The sequence below is a fragment of the Polaribacter sargassicola genome, assembly GCF_021991835.1.
GTDB classification, from domain to species: Bacteria; Bacteroidota; Bacteroidia; order Flavobacteriales; family Flavobacteriaceae; genus Polaribacter; species Polaribacter sargassicola.
Window position 1 is genome coordinate 1 of sequence record NZ_JAHDAU010000212.1, and the last position, 285, is coordinate 285.

1 protein-coding gene and 1 tRNA gene are annotated in these 285 nt (G+C 37.2%); one reads left to right on the plus strand and one right to left on the minus strand.

What is annotated here, in order from left to right:
• A partial coding sequence (locus KI686_RS16535) for an ATP-dependent Clp protease adaptor ClpS (RefSeq protein WP_237590407.1) occupies nt 1-117 on the plus strand: 117 nt, incomplete at its 5' end.
• Nucleotides 118-145: 28 nt separating this feature from the next.
• On the opposite strand, the gene KI686_RS16540 is transcribed toward KI686_RS16535, so the two are convergent.
• Nucleotides 146-219, minus strand: a tRNA-Arg gene (locus KI686_RS16540).
• Nucleotides 220-285: the final 66 nt, after the last annotated feature.

The following is a 285-nucleotide window of genomic DNA, read 5'->3' on the forward strand; positions in this document are numbered from 1 at the left end:
TGTTCCATAATTGTACACTATAAAGGTAAATGTACAGTAAAAACAGGAGCTTACGAAGAGTTGGAGCCTAGATGCTCTATGTTGTTAGATGCAGGTTTAAGTGCAGAGATAGTATAAAAAAAGCTCACTTATGTGAGCTTTTTTGTGACCTCGACAGGATTCAAACCTGTAACCTTCTGAGCCGTAATCAGATGCGCTATTCAGTTGCGCCACGAGGCCGTTTTTGAGGATGCAAATATATTCCTTTTTTAATTAAACCTCAAAAAAAACTTGAATTAATCCAAG